The 19282-nt window shown below is 68.2% G+C and carries 19 protein-coding genes and 1 pseudogene; 12 read left to right on the top strand and 8 right to left on the bottom strand.

Translation table 11 applies throughout. The annotated features are described in order from the left end of the window. The first annotated feature begins 59 nt into the window (after window positions 1–59). Window positions 60–1091, top strand: a complete 1032-nt coding sequence (locus ACTJI8_RS03580; RefSeq protein ID WP_440732022.1) for a LacI family DNA-binding transcriptional regulator — start codon at window positions 60–62, stop codon at window positions 1089–1091. A 35-nt stretch (window positions 1092–1126) separates the two neighbouring features. Here ACTJI8_RS03580 and ACTJI8_RS03575 read toward each other — a convergent pair whose 3' ends face one another. The 5 genes from ACTJI8_RS03575 to ACTJI8_RS03555 all read right to left on the bottom strand — a co-directional run bounded on the left by ACTJI8_RS03575 (window position 1127) and on the right by ACTJI8_RS03555 (window position 6223). Then, window positions 1127–2005 (bottom strand): ATP-binding cassette domain-containing protein, encoded by an 879-nt coding sequence (locus ACTJI8_RS03575; protein ID WP_440732021.1) that lies wholly within the window; start codon window positions 2003–2005, stop codon window positions 1127–1129. Further along, window positions 2002–3069 carry an ABC transporter permease gene (locus ACTJI8_RS03570; RefSeq protein WP_440732020.1) on the bottom strand — a complete coding sequence of 356 codons (1068 nt, stop codon included), beginning with the start codon at window positions 3067–3069 and terminating at the stop codon, window positions 2002–2004. Before ACTJI8_RS03570 ends, ACTJI8_RS03575 begins: the two co-directional genes overlap by 4 nt. Window positions 3070–3134: 65 nt before the next feature. Then, a complete protein-coding gene (locus ACTJI8_RS03565; protein ID WP_440732019.1) occupies window positions 3135–4127 on the bottom strand; it encodes a sugar ABC transporter substrate-binding protein in 993 nt (330 codons plus the stop codon). 261 nt (window positions 4128–4388) lie between these two features. Continuing rightward, a complete protein-coding gene (locus tag ACTJI8_RS03560; protein ID WP_440732018.1) occupies window positions 4389–5195 on the bottom strand; it encodes a TIM barrel protein in 807 nt (268 codons plus the stop codon). After that, complete coding sequence (locus tag ACTJI8_RS03555) at window positions 5192–6223, bottom strand: Gfo/Idh/MocA family oxidoreductase (protein WP_440732017.1); 1032 nt, start codon at window positions 6221–6223, stop codon at window positions 5192–5194. The genes ACTJI8_RS03560 and ACTJI8_RS03555 overlap by 4 nt, the downstream gene beginning before the upstream one ends. Before the next feature lie 124 nt (window positions 6224–6347). Here ACTJI8_RS03555 and ACTJI8_RS03550 point away from each other — a divergent pair, with 124 nt between their 5' ends. Beyond that, entirely contained in the window at window positions 6348–7415 is a 1068-nt protein-coding gene (locus ACTJI8_RS03550; RefSeq protein WP_440732016.1) for a LacI family DNA-binding transcriptional regulator, read from the top strand. Between the two features lie 82 nt (window positions 7416–7497). Beyond that, the gene (locus tag ACTJI8_RS03545; protein WP_440732015.1) at window positions 7498–8952 is read left to right on the top strand and encodes a sugar porter family MFS transporter; all 1455 of its coding nucleotides are present in this window, start codon (window positions 7498–7500) and stop codon (window positions 8950–8952) included. A gap of 54 nt (window positions 8953–9006) precedes the next feature. On the opposite strand, the gene ACTJI8_RS03540 is transcribed toward ACTJI8_RS03545, so the two are convergent. After that, entirely contained in the window at window positions 9007–10194 is a 1188-nt protein-coding gene (locus tag ACTJI8_RS03540; protein WP_440732014.1) for a Gfo/Idh/MocA family protein, read from the bottom strand. Between the two features lie 67 nt (window positions 10195–10261). On the opposite strand from ACTJI8_RS03540, the gene ACTJI8_RS03535 reads away from it, so the two are divergent. The 6 genes and pseudogenes from ACTJI8_RS03535 (at window position 10262) to ACTJI8_RS03510 (ending at window position 13544) form a co-directional block, all read left to right on the top strand. Then, window positions 10262–10672, top strand: a complete 411-nt coding sequence (locus ACTJI8_RS03535) for a tautomerase family protein (RefSeq protein ID WP_440732013.1) — start codon at window positions 10262–10264, stop codon at window positions 10670–10672. A 26-nt stretch (window positions 10673–10698) separates the two neighbouring features. Beyond that, entirely contained in the window at window positions 10699–11778 is a 1080-nt protein-coding gene (locus ACTJI8_RS03530; RefSeq protein WP_440732012.1) for a transaldolase family protein, read from the top strand. Between the two features lie 135 nt (window positions 11779–11913). After that, window positions 11914–12345 carry a hypothetical protein gene (locus tag ACTJI8_RS03525; RefSeq protein WP_440732011.1) on the top strand — a complete coding sequence of 144 codons (432 nt, stop codon included), beginning with the start codon at window positions 11914–11916 and terminating at the stop codon, window positions 12343–12345. Beyond that, window positions 12345–12560, top strand: coding sequence for a helix-turn-helix transcriptional regulator (locus ACTJI8_RS03520; RefSeq protein WP_440732010.1), 216 nt, complete (start codon window positions 12345–12347; stop codon window positions 12558–12560). Before ACTJI8_RS03525 ends, ACTJI8_RS03520 begins: the two co-directional genes overlap by 1 nt. 1 nt (window position 12561) lies before the next feature. Further along, window positions 12562–12861 (top strand): annotated as a pseudogene (locus ACTJI8_RS03515) (alcohol dehydrogenase catalytic domain-containing protein); the annotation flags it as partial. A 239-nt stretch (window positions 12862–13100) separates the two neighbouring features. Continuing rightward, the gene (locus ACTJI8_RS03510) at window positions 13101–13544 is read left to right on the top strand and encodes a zinc-binding dehydrogenase (protein WP_440732009.1); all 444 of its coding nucleotides are present in this window, start codon (window positions 13101–13103) and stop codon (window positions 13542–13544) included. Between the two features lie 7 nt (window positions 13545–13551). Here the strand turns inward: ACTJI8_RS03510 and ACTJI8_RS03505 are convergent, their stop codons facing one another. Further along, on the bottom strand, window positions 13552–13929 hold the full coding sequence (locus tag ACTJI8_RS03505) for an MmcQ/YjbR family DNA-binding protein (protein WP_440732008.1): 378 nt from the start codon (window positions 13927–13929) through the stop codon (window positions 13552–13554). A 167-nt stretch (window positions 13930–14096) separates the two neighbouring features. Between ACTJI8_RS03505 and ACTJI8_RS03500 the strand changes: the two genes are divergently transcribed. The 3 genes from ACTJI8_RS03500 (at window position 14097) to ACTJI8_RS03490 (ending at window position 17212) form a co-directional block, all read left to right on the top strand. Continuing rightward, window positions 14097–14528, top strand: coding sequence for an SRPBCC domain-containing protein (locus tag ACTJI8_RS03500; RefSeq protein ID WP_440732007.1), 432 nt, complete (start codon window positions 14097–14099; stop codon window positions 14526–14528). A gap of 142 nt (window positions 14529–14670) precedes the next feature. Then, a complete protein-coding gene (locus tag ACTJI8_RS03495) occupies window positions 14671–16386 on the top strand; it encodes an amino acid permease (RefSeq protein WP_440732006.1) in 1716 nt (571 codons plus the stop codon). Between the two features lies 1 nt (window position 16387). Beyond that, window positions 16388–17212, top strand: coding sequence for a transporter substrate-binding domain-containing protein (locus ACTJI8_RS03490; protein WP_440732005.1), 825 nt, complete (start codon window positions 16388–16390; stop codon window positions 17210–17212). A gap of 57 nt (window positions 17213–17269) precedes the next feature. On the opposite strand, the gene ACTJI8_RS03485 is transcribed toward ACTJI8_RS03490, so the two are convergent. Beyond that, window positions 17270–19156: a bifunctional metallophosphatase/5'-nucleotidase gene (locus tag ACTJI8_RS03485; RefSeq protein ID WP_440732004.1), complete on the bottom strand. Its 1887-nt coding sequence runs from the start codon at window positions 19154–19156 to the stop codon at window positions 17270–17272. Window positions 19157–19282: the final 126 nt, after the last annotated feature.

Genomic DNA, 19282 nt, shown 5'->3' with positions numbered 1-19282 from the left:
TCAATAGGAGGGTGAATGTCGAGGTGTGATGGAATGACGGCGAGATGGAAGAGCGGCGGATGAGGTCGGCGAAGCCCACGATCTACGACGTGGCCGCGGCTGCCGGTGTCTCGAAATCGTTGGTCTCGCTGGTGCTGCGAGGCGCACCGAGAGTGAGCGACGCTTCCCGTCGGGCCGTGGAGAAAGCGATCCTCGACCTCGGATACCGGCCGAGCCGGGCGGCGACCTCGCTCGCGTCGAGGCGCACCAATGCCGTCGGCCTGCTCATCGACGACTACACGAACCTCTGGTTCGTGGATCTCGCGCGCGGCCTGAACGACGTCCTGGGGCCCGAGGGGTATCGGCTGAGCGTCGTGGACGTCGCGACGGCGTCCACGACGGAGGATCCCGTGGACGGCCTGCTCTCGAGCGGGCTCGACGGGATCGTCGTGGCGATGGACGTCCCCGACGCGCTGCTCGGACCGGCCGCGCCGCCGCTGGTGATCGCCGGTACGCGTGAACGGCATTCGACGGCGGTGGACTCGGTGGCGAACGACGACCGGCGAGGAGCACGGCTCGCCGTCGGCCACCTGCTGTCCCTCGGGCACACGCGGATCGCTCATCTCCCGGCCGGAGGCGGAGCGGGAGCGGCCCGCGCGGACAGCGCCGCGTCCGTGATCGCCGAGGCGGGGCTGCCGTGGTTCGCGGCGGCGCCGTCCGCGACCGCCACGGAGGAGGGCGGCTATCGTGCGGCGCTCGACGTCCTGCGCCGGATGCCGGAGGTGACGGCGGTCTTCGCCGCGAACGACACGATGGCACTCGGAGCCCTCGGCGCGGCGCGCGAGCTCGGCTACGACGTGCCGAGGCGGCTGTCCGTCGTCGGCTACGACAATTCCACGCTGGCCACGGCTCGGCTGGTGGATCTCACCACGGTCGACGATGCGAGTGTCGAGGTCGGCCGCGAGGCAGGGCGGCTGCTGGTGGCGCGCATCCTCGGCTCTACGGACGAGGCCGTGCATCGCACGCTCGAGCCGCATCTGGTGGTGCGGGGTTCGACCGCCCCTCCCGGCGCATCGCTCTCAAGACGAAGGGGCGGCGGAGGGCCCCTCTGAAGCTCCGCCGCCCCTCTTTCCCCGCGTGTGCGAGATCAGCCCCGCCGCGCCGAGGCCCCCTGCTCGATGGTCTTGATCGCGTTGGTCATGCCGCCGAGTTCCTTGAGCTCGTGACTGAGCTCGGTGAGCTCGTCCCCGCCGGCCATCTGACGCGTGAGCTCGTCGAGCGCCACCTCTTCGCGCTTCTTGTCGAGCACCGCTTGGCCGAGCTTGAGGATGATGAAGTGATCTCCGACCATGTACGCGTGGTGCGGGTTATGGGTGATGAACACGACGCCGAGGCCTGCGTCGCGGGCCGCCGCGGTGTACTTCAGCACGACGCCCGACTGCTTCACGCCGAGCGCCGCGGTGGGCTCGTCGAGGATCAGGACCTTGGCGCCGAAGTACACGGCGCGGGCGATCGCGACGCACTGCCGCTGCCCGCCGGAGAGCGTGCCGATGGGCTGGTCGATGTCTTTGACGACGACGCCCATCTTGCGCAGCTCCGTGTCGGCGATCTCCTTCATGTCGCGGATCCTCATGCCGGCGAGCGGAAACCTCCCACGGACGAGCTCGGAGCCGAGGAAGAAGTTCCGCCACGTCTCCATCAGGCCGACGACGGCGAGGTCCTGATAGACGGTCGCGATGCCTTCGGCGAGCGCGTCCCTGGGCGAGGAGAAGTGGGCCTCGTCCCCGTTGACCTGCATGACCCCTTCGTTGTGGTCGTGCAGGCCCGCCATGATCTTGATCAGGGTCGACTTGCCCGCGCCGTTGTCGCCGAGGACGCAGGTGACCTCGCCCGCATTCACCCTCAGGTTGATCCCTTTGAGCGCGCGCACGGCGCCGTAGGTCTTGCCGACGTCCGTCATCTGGATCAGCGTGGTGCCTCGTCCGGCCGGGGCCGCGGAGTGCAGTGCATCGGTCATGGCGGTCATCTCACTTTCCGCTTGGTCGAGAGTTGCTTCACGTAGAGGTTCACCAGCACGGCGAGCACCAGCATCACGCCGAGGAAGCTGCGGAACCAGTTGGGATCCCACCCGGCGTAGACGATGCCGAGCGAGGTCATGCCGAAGATGAAGGCGCCGATCGCGACGCCGATCGCGTTGCCGTAGCCGCCCGTCATCAGCGTGCCGCCGACGACGGCCGCGATGATGTAGAGGAACTCGTTGCCGACGCCGTTGCCGGCCTGCAGGGTGTTGAAACGGTACAGCGTGTGCATGCCGACGAACCACGCCAGGAACGACACGGTCATGAAGAGGCCGATCTTCACACGCGTCACCGGAACGCCGACGGCGCGCGCGGATGCGGCGTTGCCGCCGACCGCATAGATCCAGTTGCCGACCTTCGTCCTCTGCAGCACCCACCCCGAGAGTGCCACGAAGACGAGCCAGAAGACGACCGTGTTCCATACGGTCACGGTCCCGATCTGGAAGGATCCGGCGAAGACCGTCTGCATGAAGGCGTAGCCGTCCATCTTAGTGATGTCGGGGCTGGACACCGTGCCGGACACGAGCTTCGTGACGCCCAGGTTGGCCCCTTGCAGGACGAAGAACGATCCCAGTGTGATCAGGAAGCTCGGGATGCCCGTTCTCATGACGAGGTAGCCGTTGAGGAAGCCGACTGCGAGGGCGAAGAGGAGGGAGGTGACGGCGCCGAGGATGAGGTTGACGCCGAGGTAGTAGCTGAACAGCGCGTTGAAGAGTCCGGCGGAGGTCACCATGACACCCGCGGAGAGGTCGAACTCGCCGCCGATCATGAGCATGCCGACCGCAACGGCGACGATGCCGATGGTGGAGGCCTGGTAGAGGATCGTGAAGATCGAGTCCGCCGACCGGAACGACGGCGCGATGATGAGGAAGAACACCAGGATGATGACGGCGGCGACGGCCGCACCGAACTCGGGGCGGGCGAGCAACCGGTTCGACCAGTGGCGCGTGATGCGGTTGGCGGATTCGGAGGGCGCTGCGCCCGCCGCCGCCGGTGTGAGCTGCTGACTCATTGCGGATCTCCTTGTCGAGGAAGACCGATGGTGCGGGCGGCTTGCGACCCGCCCGCACCACCCGGTCAGCGGGTGTTCTTCTTGGTGAACGGAAGGATCTTGTCGATGTTGGCCTTGTCGACGATCGACGGGCCGGTCAGCACGGGCTGGCCGCCGCCGACGTCATTGCCGTTCTTGATGTAGAGGTACAGCGCGGTGACCGCCATGTAGCCCTGCACGTACGGCTGCTGGTCGACGGAAAAGTCGATCTTGCCGTCCTTGATCGCCTGCGCCGCGTCCTGGTTGAGATCGAACGTGACGAGATTCGCCTTGCTGTTCGCCTGGCTCATCGCCTTGAGGGCATCCATCGCGATCGGCGCGCCGAGAGTCACGATCGCATCGATCGAGGAATCCTGGGCGAGCTTCGCCTGGAGGCTCGACACGACCGCGGAGTCGTCCGTGCCGTTGACCTGGATGTTCTCCGTGCCGGCGACCTTGTCCTTGACGCCGGCGCAACGAGCCTCCAGGGCGACCGAGCCTGCCGCCTGGATGACGCACAACGGGTGCTTCGCGCCCTCGCCGGCCAGTCGTTCCCCAACGCTGTTTCCGGCCAGGTTCTCGTCCGAGCCGAAGTACATCAGCGCGCCAAGCTGCTTGTACTGGTCGATGCCCGAGTTGAAGCCGACAAGGGGGATGCCCGCCGTCTGCGCCGCCTTGACGGATCCGGCCAGCGCGTCCGGCGTGACGAGCGTCGTCGCGATGCCGTCGACCTTGGAGTCGATCGCCGTCTGGATGAGCTGGGCCTGCTTGTCTGCCTGTGGGTCGTTCGAGTAGGTGAGCTTCACGCCGGTGTCTTTCGCCGCCTGCTCGGCGCCGGCGCGGATCTTGTCCCAGAACGTGTCGCCGGGCGTCTCATGCGTGATCATCGCGATTTTGTAGCCGGAGTCGCCGTTGCTGCCGCCTCCGCCGGTGTTCGCGGTCTGCTGAGCACCTCCGCCGCTGCACGAGGTGAGAGCGAGAGCGAGGGCGACGGCCGCGGCGCCGATCGCCGCGACCTTTCGAGGTGTGGTCAGGGTCACAGGAGTTCCTTTCGTCGGGTGGTGCATCCCGGAGCGGGACGCCGGCACGACGAACGGCCTGATGGGGAACCGGGCTTCTTCGCCCATCTGGGTCTTCTCCTCGTCGGCTTCGTTGCCGTGCTTTGACTTAACAATCTCTCAATCGAGATGCACTGTCAAGACTATGTATGGACATATGGTCAAAATGGATCCTTGGTCGGGCGCCCTCGGGCGCCCCGTGCGATTCTCCGCAGGGCGAGCAGGTGTCGTACGCCGAAGGCGTTAGTCGACGGCGCCTGCGAAGGCGTCTCTGAAAGCCTCCAGCGCGGCCTCGCTGGAAGCCTGGGCCCAGCTCTCCAGGGCGACGACTCCCGTGTAGCCGATGCGTCGAAGCGATGCGGCGATCGCGGGGTAGTTGATCTCCCCGGTCCCGGGTTCGCAGCGGCCGGGGACGTCGGCCACCTGGATCTCGCCGATCAGCGGTTCCGCGCGTTCGAGCAGTTCGATCAGATTCCCCTCGCCGATCTGAGCGTGATAGAGGTCGAGATTGAGCCGCAGATGCGGGCTGCCGACGGCCTCGACGAGGGCGATGGTCTCCGCTGCCTTGGCGAAGGGTGTTCCCGGATGGTCGACCGCCGTGTTGAGGTTCTCCAAGAGGAAGACGCGGCCGTGCTGCTCGCCGAGGGCTGCGATCTGCTCGAGCGTGCGGGCTGCGGCGAGCCAATCCCGCCCGGTCACGCTCGACCGCGGTGCGACCGGCAGGCCGTGCGCATCGAGCCCCGTGCCGTGCAGGTTGAGCCGCGGGCAGTCCAGCACCGCGGCCGCCTCCAGTGACAGCCGCGCGGTGTCGAGGAGCTCGTGCGCGCCCTGAGAATCGGTGAGGGTGCCCGTCAGATAGCCCGTCATGGACGAGAACGTCGCACCGGTCGCGGCAAGGGAGGGGAGTTCCCTGGCCGACCAGTCCCAGATCTCGACCTGGAAGCCGAGGGCATCGATCCGGCGCACTCGCTCCTCGAATGGCAGATCGACGAACAGCATCTCGGCAGAGGCGGCCAGTGTCGCGCCGGAGCTGCGCGTGGCGACGCTCATGAGGTCACCCGGCCGTCATCATCGAGGCGGACGATCGCGCCGCGCTCGATCGAGGCGCGGCTGGCGAGCGCCAGCGCGAGTGCGGCGCGGGCGTCCTCGCCGCTCGCCCCCGTGACCTCGCCGGTGCGGACGGCGGCGGCGAACGCCTCGAGCTCCTCGGTGTACGCCTGCCGGAACAGGTCGATGTTCAGGCGCGTGGTCTCCGCCGTCGCACCTTCCGCGCCGAAGTACCGCGCGCTCGTGGAGTGGATGTCGCCCGCCGTCACCATTCCGTCCGCGCCGAAGACCTCGCCGCGGATGTCGTAACCGTACGAGGCGGAGAAGTTCGCCTCGGCGATGGCCAGGGCGCCGTTGTCGTAGCGGATGGTCACCACAGCCGTGTCGAGCAGTCCGCCGGCCTTGTGCTCGGGGGCGACGAGCGCGTCCGCGAGGGCGACGACCTCGACCGGTCGCGCGTCGGCGTTGAGCCAGTTGAGCGTGTCGAAGTCGTGGATCAGCGTTTCAAGGAAGATCGTCCACGGCTTGACACCGCCCGGGTTCGCGAGGCCGGGGTCTCGAGTGAGGGAACGGAGCAACTGGGGCGTGCCCACCCGGCCCGCGCGCACGAGTCGGTGCGCGGCGGCGAAGTCCGCGCTGAAACGCCGGTTGAATCCCACCTGAAGAGGAACGCCGGCGGATGACGCGGCTGCGATGGCGCGGTCGGCGTCCTCGAGGGTGAGAGCCATGGGCTTCTCGACGAACACCGCCTTACCGGCCTCTGCCGCCGCCACCACGAGGTCTGCGTGCGTGAACGCGGGCGACGAGATGATGACGCCCTCGACGGCCGGATCGGCGAGGAGGTCGGCGGCGTCGAGATACACGCGTGCGACGCCGAGAGGCGCCGCGACCCGATCGGCGGCGCCGGGCACGGGGTCGGCGACGGCGACGAGCTCGGTGTCGGGGATGCGGCGGGCGATGCTCTCGGCGTGGAACGCGCCGATCCAGCCCGAGCCGATGAGGCCGAGGCGTACGGGGGAGGCGGTGGACATGGAGTTCTCTCCTCAATGAGACGGAATGTCGACCCGCGCGGCGCGGGCTGCGCCGAGACTAGCACGTGCTAATATCTCGTGCTACGACTGTTCGGTCACGACCGGGGCATGCCACCATGGGGGAATGCGCGAAACGCCGACGGATCCTGCCCTCACGCGGCAAGGGGAGGTGCGCGCCTACGGGTTCGCGGTCCCGGGACGGGCGCGGCCGACGATGAAGGACCTCGCCGATCACCTCGGTGTGTCCCGTCAGCTCGTCTCACTCGTGCTGCGCGAGCAACCGGGGCCGAGCGAGGCGAGCCGCCGCCGAGTGCTCGCCGCGGCTGAGGAGCTCGGATACCATCCGGACGCATCGGCGCGCCTCCTGCGCGGACGTCGGAGCTACCGGCTGGGCGTGCTCTTCACCATGCGTGAGCCGTTCGAGGTGGATCTCGTCGAGGCGCTGCTCGTGGATGCTGCCGAGCGGGGTTACTCGCTCGTGCTCGGCCCGCTCGGCCCCGGACGTCCGCAGCGCAGCGTGATCGCGGATCTGCTGGGGCAGCGGATCGAGGGACTCGTCGTGCTCGCCGCCGACGGCGGCGCGGCGACCATCGACGGGCTTCCTTCCCGGGTGCCGGTGGTGCAGCTCGGAGGGCCCCGCGGTTCCGGCCCCGTGGATGACGTGCGCGTCGACAGCGGCCTGGGCGTCGAGATGCTGGTCGGGCATCTCGCCCAGCTCGGGCACGAGCGCATCGCTTACGTCACCGGCGGCGCGGGGCCGAATGCCGCCGACCGTCGCAACGCCTACCTCGAAGCGCTGTGGCGTCGGTCGATGGCGCCGGACCTGATCGAGAGCACCTTCACCGAGGCGGGCGGGGCGGAAGCCGCCTCGGTGCTGCTGGCGCGCCCGAGTCTTCCGACCGCGATCATGGCGGGCAATGACCGCAGCGCAGCCGGAGTGCTGGCTACGCTCGTGCGCCGCGGAGTCCGGGTGCCGGAGGACCTCTCGGTCGTCGGGTTCGACGACAGCTCGATCGCAGCGTTGCCCTACCTCGCGCTGACCACGGTCAGATATGACCCGCGCGCTCTCGCGGCGCGGGCGCTGGACGCGGTGATACAGCGGATCGGCGAGCCCGAGGCGCCGGTCACCACATATCTGGACGCGCCTGAGCTCGTCGTCCGCGGCAGCACGGGCCCGGTGCGGGAGGGGTGATTCCCGGCAAAATGCAAATGTTAGTTTGACAGGACATAGTTTTCATGGCACCGTGGAGAAAAGGCACGACGAAGGAGTCTCCATGTCCCATCCCTCCGCGCATGACGACACATCGGCGTCGGCGCTTCCGTCTCTGACGCCCGGGCCCTATCGCAAGCGCCTGGGCGTCGTCGCACTCATCGCGACCCTCGGCGGATTGCTCTTCGGCTACGACACCGGCGTGATCAACGGCGCACTGGGCCCCATGGGGCAGGAGCTCGGCTTCACGCCCTTCACGGAGGGTCTTGTCACCGCATCGCTTCTGCTCGGCGCTGCGATCGGAGCGGTCGCCCTCGGTCGCGTCGCGGATGCCTGGGGACGTCGCAAGACCATCACGCTCCTCTCGGTGCTGTTCTTCTTCGGTGCGCTCACCTGCGTTCTCGCGCCGAGCATCGAGGTGATGATCACGGGCAGGTTCCTCCTCGGTCTTGCAGTGGGCGGTGCGTCCACGGTCGTGCCCGTCTTCCTCGCGGAGCTCGCGCCCTACGAGATCCGCGGATCTCTGGCCGGCCGCAACGAACTCGCCATCGTGGTCGGGCAGCTCGCCGCCTTCGTGATCAACGCGATCATCGGCATCATCTGGGGCGAGCACGAAGGCGTGTGGCGCATCATGCTGTCCATCCAGCTGTTTCCCGCGCTCGCGCTGTTCCTCGGGATGTTCCGCATGCCCGAGTCGCCCCGCTGGCTCGCCGACAACGGCCACCACGAGAAGGCGCTGAAGGTGCTGTCCGAGCTGCGCCCCGCCGAACGGGCGGAACTCGAGCTCGCGCAGATCGAGAAGATCCGGGACGAGGAGGAGGCGGAGAAGCTGGGCTGGAAGAGCATCCTGAGCGACAAGTGGCTGCGTCGCATCCTGCTGGTCGGCATCGGTCTCGGCATCGCGCAGCAGTTCACCGGGATCAACTCGATCATGTATTACGGCCAGCAGGTGCTGACGGAGTCCGGGTTCTCCAAGAGTGCGGCCCTCATCGCGAACATCGCCCCCGGCGTCATCGCCGTGGTCGGTGGGATCATCGCCGTCAGCATCATGGACAGGTTCAGTCGCCGCAAGACGTTCCTGCTCGGCTTCGCGCTGACAACCGCCTGTCACGTCCTCATCGGGATTGCTTCGATCATGCTCCCGGCGGGCAACCCGCTGCGCCCCTTCGTGATCCTGTTCCTCGTCGTCGCGTTCGTCGGCTCGATGCAGACGTTCCTCAACGTCGCCGTCTGGGTGACCCTTTCGGAGATCTTCCCGCTGAAGATGCGTGCGTTCGGCATGGGCGTCTCGGTCTTCTGCCTGTGGATCGCCAACTTCTTCCTCGGGCTCTACTTCCCCTCGCTCATCGCCGCCGTCGGCATCACCGGAACATTCTTCGTGTTCGCCGCGCTGGGCGCACTCTCGCTGTTCTTCGTCTACCGGGCGGTACCGGAGACCCGAGGCCGCACACTGGAGCAGCTGGAGGAGGAGGTCACCACGGGGACGATCTTCCTGCCCCAGAACCTCCGCGCGAACTGAACTGCACAGAGAAGGGCGTGCACGGGATCCCGTGCACGCCCTTCTCTGTGCAGTTCAGGCGTCGAACGTCGTGACGCCTTCCGCGAGGGGGACCGTCACCCACTCGTGCGTCTGCGCGCTGTGGAGCGCGGCATCCGCGATTTCCGCAGCGGACCAGCCGTCGGCGGCGGACGGCGCGAACTGGCGGCCTTCGGCCACCGACCGCAGGAACAGGGATGCCTCGACCGTCTTGAGGTCATCGAAGCCCATGCTCGTGCCTGCGCCGGGCTGGAAGCGCCTGAAGTCGCCGAACTCCGGGCCCGCCATGATGGTGCGGTAGCCCGCGGCGTCGTCGGCGAGCTGCAGCTCGTTGAGCCTCTGGAAGTCCCAGCGCAATGACCCGCGCGTGCCGTAGACCTCGATCGTGTACTCCGCGCGCGGACCGACCGCGATGCGGCTCGAATCGAAGACGCCGATCGCGCCGTTCTCGAACCGCGCCATCACGACGGCGTAGTCTTCGTTCTCGACGTCGCCGGTCGGCGCATCCGCCGCTCCCCGGCTGAAGTGGCTGGCTGCATCCGCCGAGGGCAGCGGGCGCCGGCGGAGGAAGGTCTCGGTGTCGGCGGATACCCGCGAGATCCGCCCGACCACAAACTGCGCGAGGTCGAATCCGTGCGAGAGCAGGTCGCCGAGCACACCGGATCCGGAGCGGGCGCGCTCGAATCGCCAGGTGAGCGCGCCGAGCGGATCCGAGGAGTAGTCGGCGAGGAACGAGACGCGCACGTTGGTGATCTCGCCGAGTGCGCCGCTGCGCACGAGCGCCCTGGCGTGGGCGATCGCCGGGGCGTGACGGTAGTTGAAGCCCACGGCCGTGATGACGCCGGCGGAAGCGGCGGCCTGTGCGATCTCGCGCGACTCCCTGGCGCTGCGGCCCATCGGCTTCTCGATCCAGAAGTGCTTGCCGGCTGCCGCGGTCGCCAGGGCGATCTCGTGGTGCAGGAAGTTCGGCGCGCAGATGGAGACCACGTCGATGTCGGTGTCGGCGAGCACGTCGCGATAGTCGGCGACGGCATCGGTGTAGCCCAGCACGTCCACGGCGTGCTCGCGCCCGCCCTGGTCGGGGTCGGCGGCGCGTGCCAGCACGGCGCGGACCGGAAGCTCCGGATAGTGGTGCGCTGCCGCCAGGTAGGCGCGCGAGTGCAGGCGTCCCATCCAGCCCACGGAGACCAGGCCGACGTTGAGCTTCTTCACGGAGCCCTCCATTCTTAATGTATGTATGACAGGACAATATGTTACAGTGGAGTTCCCCGCGTCTCAAGGAGAAACCATCATGCCCCTCGTCCGCATCGACCTGAGCGACACGCGCACTAATGCTGAAGAGATCGCCGGAGCCATCCATGAGGCGATCGTCGCGGTGTACGGCATTCCGGTCCGCGATCGATTCCAGGTGATCACCTCACGCCCGGCCGCGACCATCGTCGCGGAGGACGCGGGCCTCGGGTTCGAGCGCACCGACCCGGTGATCATCCAGATCTTCACGCAGCGGGGGCGCACGACCGTGACCAAGCAGCAGCTGTATGCCGAGATCGGGCGGCGGCTGGAGAGCGTCGGCGTCGCGGGTGAGGACGTCTTCATCGGCTATGTCGAGAACGGCCCCCAGGACTGGTCGTTCGGGTTCGGGCGGGCGCAGTACGTGACCGGCGAGCTGGCAGTGCCGGCGACGGGCGGCACCGCGGCCTGATGCCGCGGCGCGCCGAAGGAGAAGACATGACTCGTGCGCACGCGGGTGAGGCCCCGCTCGCCTGGGCGGCAGCCCACACGCCCACGGCCCTGTGGAACGACTCCGCGGACCCCGAGGAACTGCGTCGTTCGATCGCCCTCGGCGCGGTCGGAGCGACATGCAACCCCGTGATCGCACTCGCCGCGATCCGCGCCCATCCCGACGTGTGGACGCCGCGCCTGCGTGCGCTGGCCGCCGAGCATCCGACGTGGGGCGAGTCTGCCCTCGGATGGGCTGCGGTCGAGGCGCTCTCCATCGATGCGGCGAAACTCCTCGAACCGGCGTTCGCCGAGAGCGGTGGGCGCAACGGGCGCCTCTCCATCCAGACCGACCCGCGCCTTCATCGCGACGTCGACGCCCTCGTGGAGCAGGCGGTCGCATTCGCCCGGCTGGCGGAGAACATCATCGTGAAGATCCCCGCGACCGCATCCGGCATCGCCGCGATGGAGGAGGCGGCTTATCGCGGGGTGAGCATCAACGCCACCCTCAGCTTCACCGTGCCTCAGGCGATCGCGGTCGGCGAGGCGCTGGAGCGTGCCCTCGACCGTCGTGCTGCGGACGGGCTGCCCGACCGCGAGTTCGGCCACGTCGTGACGATCATGGGAGGGCGCCTCGACGACTGGCTCAAGGTCTGGGCGGCGAGGAATCGGATCCTCACCAGGCCCGGCACGCTCGACTGGGCCGGTGTTGCGGCGCTCAAGCAGGCCTACCGAGTCTTCCGCGAGCGGGGCTTCCGCAGTCGCGTGCTGTCGGCGGCGTTCCGCACTCATCTGCAGTGGTCCGAGCTCGTCGGTGGCGACCTCGTCGTCTCGCCGCCGTTCGACTGGCAGGATCGCATCGATGCCAGCCGCATCCCTGTCGCCGTCCGCATCGATGAGCCCGTCGACGCCGGCATCCTCGACGAGCTGCTCGCTCTCAGCGAGTTCCGCCGCGCGTACGACGTGGACGGCATGGCGCCCGAGGAGTTCGCGGACTTCGGTGCTGCGCGCCACACTCTGCGCCAGTTCCTCGACGCCGACGCGCAGCTCGACGCGCTCGTGCGCGACATCCTCGTCCCGGCTCCCTGAGTGGGGCCTCCTCGCTGACGGGGCGGAAGTCTCTCTCTGGTGGGGTGACGCTCCACTTGTAAAAGATTCTTGACATGACGGATGAAGGGTCCGCACGATCGCCGTGTAAAGAATCTTTGACAAGAGGAGACGCTCATGGTCTACGAGGAGCGCAACGTCTGGTCGGGCCTCGTCGTCACGATCATCGCCATGGCGGTGTACGTCGTGGTCGTGCTCCGCCAGGCAGGCACAGGCCCGCTCACCGACGTCGACTGGGTGCCGATCATGCTGTGGACGATCGGCGCCAGCATCGCGGTGACAATCGTCATCAGCATTCTCTGGGGCATCGTCGCGGGCATGCGCGAGCCGGGAGGGGTCGGCAAGAGCGACATCCGCGATCGCGACATCGCTCGGATGGGCACGCGTATCGAGCAGGCCTTCCTCGCGATCGCGGGCGTCGGGGTGCTCATCCTGTGCGCCGTGCGCGCCGACTGGTTCTGGATCGCCCACACGATGTTCTTCGGCTTCGCGGTCGCCGCGATCGTCGGCGGCATCGCGCGGCTCATCGCGTATCGGAGGGGCCTCTGATGGTCAAGCCGACCAGGGTCACGAACTCGATCCGCGCACTGCGCGACACCCGTGGCCTCACCCAGGCCGAGCTCGCCTCCCGTGTCGGGGTGACGCGCCAGACCCTCATCGCGATCGAGGCGGGCCGGTACTCGCCGACCCTCGAGCTCGCGTTCCAGCTCGCCCGCGTCTTCGAGGTCGGTCTCGACGACGTCTTCCAGTACCCGGAGGTATGAGATGAACGACATGGATGCCTGGATCCAGACCCGCTACGGCGGAGTGGACGAGGTCACGCGGACGAGGATCGATGTCCCGCAACCCCAGCGAGGCGAGGTGCTGCTGCGTGTGCGGGCGACGGGCCTGAACGCGGCGGACCGGCACATCATGACCGGCGAGCCGCTGCTGCTGCGCAGCGCGTTCGGCTGGTCGCGACCGAAGCAGCCGGTCCGTGGCGTAGACGTCGCGGGCACCGTCGTCGCCCTCGGCCCCGACGTCTCGGGATTCGCAGTGGGCGATGAGGTGGTGGGGGAGATCCCCGGCGGCGGCGGGCTCGCCGAGTACGCGATCGCGCCGGCGGGCCGCCTCGTGCCCCGCCCGGCCGAGGTCGACCCCGTGACCGCCGCGGCGCTGCCCATCGCCGGCGGAACGGCGTGGCAGGCGCTCCTCCGGGCCGACGTCGCATCGGGCGACCGCGTGCTCGTGCTCGGCGCGTCCGGAGGCGTCGGCACGTTCACGGTGCAGGTCGCCGCGGTGCGCGGCGCCGAGGTGCACGCGTCGTGCTCCGAGCGGAACCGCGCCCTCGTCGCATCCCTGGGGCGTCGACCACCTACGACCGCAGGACCGTGCCGCTCGCCGACCTGCCGGAGAGCGGCTTCGACGTGGTGGTGGACATCGCCGGCGACAGTCCGCTGCGTGCGGTGCGGAGACTCGTGCGCGACGGCGGATCCGCCGTGCTCGTCGCGGGTGAGGGCGGGCGCGTGCTCGGCCCGATTCCGCGGGTCGCCCGCGCGGCCGCGCTCTCCGTGTTCTCCCGGCGTCCGCTCCACCCGCTCACCGCGACCTCCAAGCCGGAGGCGCTCCGCGAACTGCTCGCGCTCGCCGCGGACGGCCGGATTGCTCCGGTCATCGAGCGCACCTGGCCGCTCGCGGAGGCTGGCGCCGCCCTCGCTCATCTCGCGGCGGGCCGCACCGTCGGCAAGGTGGTCGTGACGGTGGACTGACCGCGGGTCACACCCGCCCGAAGACCTCTGGATCCACCGGGCGCTGCGCCCGCGGGAGCTTCGCGACGACGAGGCGGTAGGCCTCGGTCACGAGCTCCTCGACGAGACCGTGCTCGAGGCTTCCGTCGGCGAGCAGCGTGATCCAGTGACGCTTGTTCATGTGGTAGCCGGGGATGATCGCGGGAAACGTGGCGCGCAAGGCCTCCGCATCCGCCGGCGCCGACTTGAGCGTCACGCTCGTCGCGGTCGACGGCGAGAGGGCCATGAACATCAAACCGCGCACCCGGAAGACGTCGACCTCTGGCCCGAACGGCTGATCCACCGTGACGCCGGGGAGTTCGTCGGCGCGCGCCTGCACCCAGTCCTGCATCTTGTCGCCTGCCACGCCCTGAGCCTTTCATCAGAAGGGATCCGAGATCCGGATCCACGCACCTCATCATGCCGTGCACGGGCGACACCGGACGCGACCGCGACCGCATCCGGTAGCCGCTCTGTACGCGCCGCGGGTTTCGGCGGATCATGGGGCGAGGGCCGAACGAACGGGAGTCGAGCATGTCCGAGGACCACGTCGCCACGTCGAGCATCACGATCGATGCGTCCCCCGACCGCGTGTGGGAGGTGCTGACGGATCCGGACGCGGTCCGGGAGTTCATGTTCGGGACGACGGTCGTCACGGACTGGACGGTCGGGGCGCCGATCCGCTGGCAGGGGGAGTGGGAGGGGCGCGCCTATGAGGACAAGGGCGTGATCCTGGAGGCCGAGCCGGGGCGGCGTCTCGTCTGCACGCATTTCAGCCCTCTCACGGGGAAGCCCGACATCCCGGAGAACTACCACACGCTGACCTGGACGATCGCGGGGGACGGCCCGGTCGAGTTCACGCTGAGCCAGGACAACAACCCCGATGAGGCGGCCGCCCTGCACTCGACGACGATGTGGGACAGCCTCGTGCGCACCGTGAAAGACATCGCCGAGCGGCAGGGCTGAGCGCCGGAACCGGAACGCGCCGGGGATCCGTTGCCCTCGGTCCAGAAAACGTGCCATCCTCGGCACCACGTCAGCACCGATGCTCCGAGCCGTCCTGCGACCCGCCCCACCGGTGACCACGGGTGAACGACAGGGGGATCGCATGTCGCAGACCGATGCCGGGAGTCTCACGCACGCCGAAGACCACGGCGCGGAGCACGATGCGGAGCAGGCCGGGTACAAGAAGAGCCTGAACCGCCGACAGGTGCAGATGATCGCGATCGGCGGTGCGATCGGCACGGGCCTGTTCCTGGGATCCGCTTCCCGGCTGCACAGCAACGGCCCCGCCCTCGTGCTCAGTTACGCGTTCGTGGGCGTGATCGCCTACTTCCTCATGCGCGCGCTCGGCGAGCTCGTGCTGTACCGCACCACCTCCGGCGCCTTCGTGTCGTGGATGCGCGAGTTCTTCGGCGAGAAGGCGGCGTACTACACGGGCTGGATGTACTGGACGAACTGGGCGCTCACCGGCATCGCCGAGCTCAGCGCCGTCGGACTGTACATCCAGTACTGGTGGCCGCAGATGCCCACGTGGGCCACGGTGCTCATCGCGCTCGCCGTGGTGCTCGTGGTCAACCTGCTCTCCGCGAAGGCGTTCGGCGAGTTCGAGTTCTGGGCGTCGGTGCTCAAGGTCACCGCGATCATCGTCTTCCTCGTCGTCGGGATCGTCGTGGTGGCGTTCAGCTTCGACGTCGGAGGGCATCGCGCGGGGATCCAGAACCTCTGGTCCAACCCCGGCGGATTCTGGCCCTCGGGTGACGGCTTCGCCTGGTACGGACCGATCATCGTGATGTCGGGCGTCGTCTTCGCGTACGCCGCCATCGAGATGGTCGGCATCGCGGCGGGTGAGATGGAGGATCCGAAGCGCGAGGTGCCGAAGGCCGTGAACGCGGTCATCGTCCGTATCGGCGTCTTCTACTGCGGTGCGCTGCTGCTGCTGGTCTGCATCCTGCCGACGAGCGAGTTCACTCCGGGCATCAGCCCGTTCGTGACCGTGTTCGGGCGGATGGGCATCCCCTGGATGGCCAACGTGATCCAGGCGATCCTCATCGTCGCGGCGATGTCGTCGCTGAATTCGGGGCTGTACACGACCGGGCGGGTGCTGCGCAGTCTCGGCATGGCGAAGCAGGCCCCGGGCTTCACGCTCAAGATGAGCCAGTCCGGCGTCCCCTGGGCGGGCATCGTGATGACCGCGGTCGTCTACGTGTTCGGATCCATCCTGAACGCGGTGAGCCCCGATGCTTTCGAGATCGCGCTGGAGGCGGCCTCGATCGCGGTGGTGTTCACCTGGGGCACGATCTTCATCTGTCAGTTGCGTCTGCGAAGACTCAGCGACAGGGGAGTGCTGCCGGCGAGCACGTTCCGCGCACCGGGCACTCCGTGGACGAGTTACCTGGGCCTCGCGTTCCTCGTGTTCGTGATCGTCGGCATGGCGATCTCGGGGTGGCAGGCCTCCCCGTACTTCTGGCACAAGACCGGCTTCGTCGTGGTCGTCGTGGGGATCCCCGTGCTGCTCGTGATCTTCGAGCTCGGCTGGCTGATCGTGAAGGGGAAGGTCGCCGCGCACACCGACGGGCGGATGCTCAGCAAATGGACTGACAGCGGTCTGCGCTATCCGCCTCGGGAGCCCGGCCCGCGCACCGAGTCGATCGCCGCCCTCGGCACCGTGCAGTTCGACGTGCACGACCGGGATGAGGACCACGAGGACGAGGGCATCGATATCGGTCCCATCGAGATCGAGATGCACGAGTGGGACAACCTCGAGGAGCCGGACAAGAACCCGCATGATGGCGGCTCGGACAAGAGCGAAGGGGGACGGTGACATGCGCCGTCTCAGCCTCGTCGCGGCGGGCCTCGTCGCGGTGTCGGTGCTCGTCGCCGGCTGTTCCTCCGCGACCCCGCAGAACACCGGCGACAACAACGCCACCGGATCCGCGACCCTCACGATCGGCATCGCAGACGACCTGCCCGGCGTGAGCCTCAAGACGGACGCGGGCTATGCCGGCTTCGACATCGACACGGCGAACTACGTCGCGGGCAAGCTCGGCGTACCCACGAAGAACATCACGTGGCAGCGCATCGATCAGGATGAGCGGGTGAGCGCGCTCACCTCGGGCAAGGTCGACCTCGTCGTCTCGACGTTCTCGATCACCCCGGAACGGGAGAAGGAGATCGCGTTCGCCGGCCCGTACTTCGTCGCGCACCAGGATCTGCTCATCCGCCGCAACGACGAGACGATCACCGGTCCGGAGACCCTCGACGGCAAGAAGGTCTGCGCGGCCGCGGGGACGACCTCGATCGACTACCTCACCGCGCATTACCGCGGGAAGATCACGGTGGTGAAGGTGCCGTCCTGGTCGGAGTGCGTGCGCGACCTCGCGGCGGGCACCGTCGATGCGGTGTCGACGGATGACCTCATCCTCGCCGGCTTCGCGACACTGCCCGAATACAAGGGCGTGCTGCGCGTGATCGGCAAGGGCTTCACGGATGAGAACTACGGGATCGGACTGAAGCAGGGCGACGACCGGCTCGACACCGTGCGCACCGCGCTCAAGGACTACATCTCCTCCGGGGCATGGAAGAAGTCGCTCGACGCGAACATCGCCCCGTCCGGCTACGCGATCCCCGCGCCGCCCACTGTGAAGTAGAGGCGGCACGGCGACGCCCCTCCGCGCGGAATCGAAACGGAGGGGCGTCGTGAGCGCTCAGAAGACCGGGGTTCCCGCGCGCGTGAGCTGCCAGTTCACGACGTGGAAGTCCTTCGGGTCGATCGTGCCGGCCGCCGAGGCGTAGGACACGATGGCCTCACGGATCGCGACCTGCGCGTTGTAGACGACCGGCGCGGTCGCGATGTGCGGGAAGCCGCCGCCGCCCGACTGGCGGTAGTTGTTCACCGCGACCACGAACTTCTGCGCCGGGTCGACGGGCGCGCCGTTCCAGGACAGGTTCTGGATCCGGGATCCCTGCGGCTGCGCGATGTCGACGTCGTAGGTCACTCCGGAGAACTGGTCGTAGTTGTAGTCCGGGGTGTTCAGCGCGTTGGTCCAGCTCGCCGGATCCACCGGGGCGCCGGGGGCCACCTGCTGGAAGTACTTCGCGGAGTACTCCAGGTAGTCCTTGATCTGCGCACCGGTGAGCACCGAGGCCATGAGCGTGTTGTCGTAGATGTACAGCCCCGCGACGTCGCGGATGGTGACCTCCCCGGCGGGGAATGTCGCCTGCCGGTTGAAGGGAGCGGCGATCGACACGATCGGCAGCGATGCCTCCGCCGTGCCGGCGATCGCCTTCGTCACGGTGTCGACCTGCACCTTGTTGACGTAGTCGAGGATCGCGGTGTCCTTCCAGCAGGACTCGGCGGCCGACAGCTCCTCCGTGGAGTTCGCCACGGGCTTGTTGACGTACGCGACCACGGCGTCGTGCTGCGCCTGGATGAGGGAGACGAGCGCCGGGTCGTCCTCGACCGTGTTCGTGTTGACGTTCGTGGACTTCTTCGACACGACCGTCCACTGACCCTTGACCTGCTGCAGCTCGATGTCGAACACGCTCAGGCGCTGGCCCCAGCACATCGGTTCGCTGAGCACGACCTGCTGTCCCGTGGTGGCGTTGGTCACGAACCGCTGCGGGATGTCCTTGTGCGCGTGGCCGAACAGGATCGCGTCGACACCGGGCACCTGCTCGGCGATCAGTGCCGCGGCGTTCTCGTTGGGCAGCGCGTCGCCGTATGACGAGGTGCCGCTGTCGCCGGAGTGCACGCTCACGACGAGCACGTCGACGCCCTGGTCGCGGATCACGGGCACCCAGCGCTTCGCGGTCTCGACGATGTCCAGCACCTCGAGCTTGCCGCTCACGTTGGCCTTGTCCCAGATGACGATTCCCGGGTTGGTGAGGCCGAGCACGCCGACCCGGATCGGCTTGGCGCCCTTGGGGTGCAGCGTCTTGATCGTGTAGGGCGTGTACGCGGGCACGGTGGTTCCCGCGTGCACGGCGTTCGCGCCGAGCACGGGCGCATTCATCTGCGAGATCCACGTGTCGAGGAAGTCGAGGCCGTAGTTGAACTCGTGATTGCCCAGGGCCACCGCGTCGTAGCCGATCGCGTTCATCTGCGCGGCCATGGGGTGGATCGCGCCGCTCGTGGTGATCGGGTCGATGGTCGCGTAGTAGAAGCCCAGCGGGGTGCCCTGGATGGTGTCGCCGGCGTCGAAGAGCAGCGTGCGGTCCCGCCCGCGATCGGCGCGGATCTGGTTGACGACGCTGGAGACGCGGGACAGGCCGACGACGTTGCCGGCCTTGTCGGTGTACTCCGCGTCCTTGTAGTAGTCCCAGTTGACCGCATGCGAGTGGATGTCGGAGGAGCCCATGATCGTGATGGTCACGGACTTGCCGACACCGCCTGCAGCCGCGGACGCCGAATCGGAGCTGGTGGCGACCCAGCCGGCCGCCGCGAGGGCGCTCGCCGCGGAGACGCCGGTCAGGAATCCGCGCCGGCTCAGCCCTGAGCGTCGCTCCTGCTCGATGTCATCGGGGACGGCGCAGGAGCACCACCGGGGCTGCGGGGCGTCGGCGTGGCGGTGGAGATGTGTTTCATCTGTCATGAGGACCGATGCAACCATGCCCGGGTGACGACGACAACAACGCGCGCGTTAACAATCTCCCATTGCGCGTACGAGCGGATCCGGTTTCGCGGCGTGCTCAAGCGAGCGGCGGTCGGCGTGCGGACG

Source organism: Microbacterium sp. 22303 (genome assembly GCF_052045265.1).
Lineage (GTDB): Bacteria > Actinomycetota > Actinomycetes > Actinomycetales > Microbacteriaceae > Microbacterium.
The sequence above is the reverse complement of the archived record's forward strand: the minus strand, read 5'-3'. Positions and strand labels throughout refer to the sequence as shown.